The sequence below is a fragment of the Longimicrobium sp. genome (assembly GCF_036280135.1).
Lineage (GTDB): Bacteria > Gemmatimonadota > Gemmatimonadetes > Longimicrobiales > Longimicrobiaceae > Longimicrobium.
Genome location: NZ_DASURI010000129.1, coordinates 1 through 3,118 on the forward strand (window position 1 = coordinate 1; position 3,118 = coordinate 3,118).

The 3,118-nt window shown below is 71.3% G+C and carries 7 protein-coding genes; all 7 read left to right on the plus strand.

Features of this window, described 5'->3' with window-relative positions:
• Positions 1-234, plus strand: a 234-nt coding sequence (locus VFZ20_RS03975) for a hypothetical protein (protein WP_329682533.1), incomplete at its 5' end; no start/stop codon positions are given.
• A gap of 20 nt (positions 235-254) precedes the next feature.
• A complete protein-coding gene (locus VFZ20_RS03980) occupies positions 255-980 on the plus strand; it encodes a phytanoyl-CoA dioxygenase family protein (protein ID WP_329682534.1) in 726 nt (241 codons plus the stop codon).
• Between the two features lie 31 nt (positions 981-1,011).
• The gene (locus VFZ20_RS03985; RefSeq protein ID WP_329682535.1) at positions 1,012-1,311 is read left to right on the plus strand and encodes a hypothetical protein; all 300 of its coding nucleotides are present in this window, start codon (positions 1,012-1,014) and stop codon (positions 1,309-1,311) included.
• A 97-nt stretch (positions 1,312-1,408) separates the two neighbouring features.
• The gene (locus VFZ20_RS03990; RefSeq protein ID WP_329682536.1) at positions 1,409-1,909 is read left to right on the plus strand and encodes a UPF0158 family protein; all 501 of its coding nucleotides are present in this window, start codon (positions 1,409-1,411) and stop codon (positions 1,907-1,909) included.
• A complete protein-coding gene (locus tag VFZ20_RS03995) occupies positions 1,906-2,163 on the plus strand; it encodes a putative signal transducing protein (RefSeq protein WP_329682537.1) in 258 nt (85 codons plus the stop codon). The genes VFZ20_RS03990 and VFZ20_RS03995 overlap by 4 nt, the downstream gene beginning before the upstream one ends.
• Positions 2,164-2,250: 87 nt before the next feature.
• Entirely contained in the window at positions 2,251-2,508 is a 258-nt protein-coding gene (locus tag VFZ20_RS04000) for a putative signal transducing protein (RefSeq protein WP_329682538.1), read from the plus strand.
• Between the two features lie 87 nt (positions 2,509-2,595).
• Positions 2,596-2,835: a hypothetical protein gene (locus VFZ20_RS04005; protein WP_329682539.1), complete on the plus strand. Its 240-nt coding sequence runs from the start codon at positions 2,596-2,598 to the stop codon at positions 2,833-2,835.
• Positions 2,836-3,118 lie beyond the last annotated feature (283 nt).

Below are 3,118 nucleotides of genomic sequence, written 5' to 3' on the forward strand. Positions count from 1 at the left end.
AACGTGGACATCTCCACGGCATCGCTGGAGCAGCTGTTCTGCACGGAGCAGGTCATCCGCGGCCGCAACGGCGTTTCCCTGCGCTACGGTGTGGACGCGGTGCTCAAGGACGGCCGCCACCTCAAGCTGGCCACGGCGCTGGACGTGCGCGAGCAGGCGCTGTACATCGAGCAGACCATCGAGAAGCGCCTGGGCATCGTGGACCGGCGCGTGCGCTCCGAGATGGCCCGCTGAAACGAGATCACATCCGCCGGATGATCTGGATGCCGATGACGGACGGGTACACGGAGACGGTCGCGCGCGACGGGTTCGCCATGGTGGAGGGCGTGGTGCCGGACGACGTGATCGACGCCCTGCTCCCCGCGCTGGAGAACGTGGACCACGAGGGCGCCGTGGAGCGGCGCGGCAGCGTGCACGCCGTGCGCAATCTGCTGGAGGCCGTGCCCCAGGTGCGCGCCCTGGCGCGGATGCCGGCCGTGCGCGCGCTGGTGGAGCCCGTGCTGGGGCCGGAGTGCTTCGTCGTGCGAGGCATCCTGTTCGACAAGACGCCCGCGGCCAACTGGAAGGTGGCGTGGCACCAGGACCTCACCATCGCCGTCCGGGAGCCGCGCGACGCGCCGGGGTTCGGGCCCTGGTCCGAAAAGGCGAGCATCCCGCACGTGCAGCCGCCCGTGGAGGTGCTGGAACGGATGCTGACCGTGCGCGTGCACCTGGACCCGTGCGGGCCGGACAACGGGCCCGTGCAGGTGCTGCCCGGCTCGCACGCCCACGGCCGCCTGTCCGCGGACGACGTGGCGCGCATGCGCGACGCGGGCGAGCCCGTTCCATGCACCTGCGATCGCGGCGGCGCGCTGGTGATGCGCCCCGCCCTCCTGCACGCGTCGTCGCCGGCCACGCGCCCGGGGCACCGCCGCGTGGTGCACCTGGAGTTCGCCGCGGACGACCTTCCGCACGGCCTGCAATGGCACGGCCGCTGGTAGTCCGCCCAACCACAACGAAAGACGAACGACGATGACCGAGGCCGCGGACGCGTTCCCCGCCACGCAGGAGTTCCCCGACGACGCGGAGTACGCGTGGTGGCTCAACACGCACCCGGACGGCTACGTGCTGGCCGTGCGCACGCGCAGCGCGCCGCTGCTGCACAAGGCCACCTGCCCCGAGATCGATCGCGACGTGCACCCGGGCCGCCTGCGTGCCAAGGGTGCCCGGCAGATCTGCGCCGAGGCCAAGTCGGCCCTGCGCACCTGGGCCTCGCGCGAGCTGGAGGGCGGCGGCGCGCTCCTGGCCCGCTGCCCCAAGTGCGGCCCCTGACCCGCTTGCGGCGGGTGCTGGACGTGTTTACTCTGCGCAGGTAAGCGCAGTGGACGTCGATGCGCTTGGCTGATTCCCTGATCGCTTCTGTACTGCCATGCCCAAGCTCCAGATCGACACCGGCGACATTGCCCTCGCGATGAGCGACAACGAGACGCAGTGGGTGCTGGACCTGCAGACCGGCGAGGTGCTGATGGCCGAGTGGGCCCGCGTCGAAGCCCGGGGCGGCCCCGACGCCGGCGAGGCGTGGGACCCGGAAGCCTTTGACGAATACGCCGACGACGACCTGGACCCCGAGCGGTTCCGCCACATCGAGTCCGTCGGATCCAACGAGGGGTTCCGGTGGATGGAGCGCTTCGCCGACGACCAGCCCGACGACCGGGTCCGGGGCAAGCTCCTGCGGGCGCTGGAACAGCGCCGTCCGTTCCGCAGCTTCAAGGACGCGCTCACGGAGTTTCCCGAGGTCCGCGAGGCGTGGTTCACGTACGAACTCGGCCAGCAGGTGCGAGAGGCGCGGGCCTGGCTGGAGGCCAAAGGCATCGACGCAGAGCTCGTGAACAAGCACCGGGCCGCCGACGCCGGGGTGAAGGCGGGATGAGCGACGACATCGTGGTGCTGCGCACGTACACCAACGAGCTGGAGGCGCAGCTGGACGCGGCCGTGCTCGAGGCCCACGGCGTCCCCGCGCGCGTCAGCGGCGACACGGCGGGCGGGGCGTATCCGGGGATGGCGCTCATCATGCCCACGCGCCTGCTCGTCCGGGCCGAGGACGCCGCGCTCGCCGCCGAGATCCTCGATGCCCCCGCCGGTACGCCGGAGGACGACGAGGCGTTCGACGAGCCGCCTGCCTGATCCCCGGAAACCACGGGTACGAGGCGACCGTAGGACCTTCCAGGGATCGACGCTGTGACGCCCACTGAACCAGGACGCGAGACGAGCATGAGCAACGACATCGTGGTGCTGCGGACGTACACGAACGACCTGGACGCGCAGATGGACGCGGCCGTGCTGGAGGCCCACGGCGTCCCCGCGCGCGTCAGCGGCGACACGGCGGGCGGGACGTACCCGGGGATGGCGCTCATTATGCCCACGCGCCTGCTCGTCCGGGCCGAAGACGCTACGCTCGCTGCCGAGATCCTCGACGCCCCCGCCGGCACGCCGGAGGACGACGAGGCGTACGACGGGCCGCCGGCCTGATCCCCGGAAACCACGGGTACGAGGCGGCCGTAGGACCTTCCAGGGATCGACGCTGTGACGCCCACTGAACCAGGACGCGGGACGAGCATGAGCAACGACATCGTGGTGCTGCGGACGTACACGAACGACCTGGACGCGCAGATGGACGCGGCCGTGCTGGAGGCACACGACATCCCTTCGCGCATGAGCGCCGACACGGCGAGCGGCGCCTATCCCGGGATGGCCCGCCTGTTCGTCCGCGCCGAAGACGCCGCGCTCGCCGCCGAGATCCTCGATGCCCCCGCCGACGCGCCGGACGACGAGGCGTTCGAGGAAACGTCCGCCTGATCGGCCCCGTCAGTCTTCTCCTTCCCAGCGCGTTGCATTACTGATAGGGGAGGCGAGGCCACGCCGCCTCGCCTCCCCCGTTCGTGTCACCCGCACCCGCGATCCGTCGATGCGCGCGCTCTTTCGCCTGTGGCCGGCCGCGATGATCATCCTCGCGCTGCTTTTGCCCGTCGCGGGCGCCGCGCAGACGACGCCGGCTGCGGATGATCCAGCGCCGCGCATCTCGTCCGCGTTCACGCGGCTGCGCAGCGAGGCGCTGACGGTGAGCCCGGACGAGCTGGAG

Bases quoted from the DNA above. Each gene is read 5' to 3' on its own strand.
- VFZ20_RS04005 (WP_329682539.1), top strand. From the start codon at position 2,596: ATGAGCAACGACATCGTGGTGCTGCGGACGTACACGAACGACCTGGAC.
- VFZ20_RS03995 (WP_329682537.1), top strand. From the start codon at position 1,906: ATGAGCGACGACATCGTGGTGCTGCGCACGTACACCAACGAGCTGGAG.
- VFZ20_RS03980 (WP_329682534.1), top strand. From the start codon at position 255: ATGATCTGGATGCCGATGACGGACGGGTACACGGAGACGGTCGCGCGC.
- VFZ20_RS03985 (WP_329682535.1), top strand. From the start codon at position 1,012: ATGACCGAGGCCGCGGACGCGTTCCCCGCCACGCAGGAGTTCCCCGAC.
- VFZ20_RS04000 (WP_329682538.1), top strand. From the start codon at position 2,251: ATGAGCAACGACATCGTGGTGCTGCGGACGTACACGAACGACCTGGAC.
- VFZ20_RS03990 (WP_329682536.1), top strand. From the start codon at position 1,409: ATGCCCAAGCTCCAGATCGACACCGGCGACATTGCCCTCGCGATGAGC.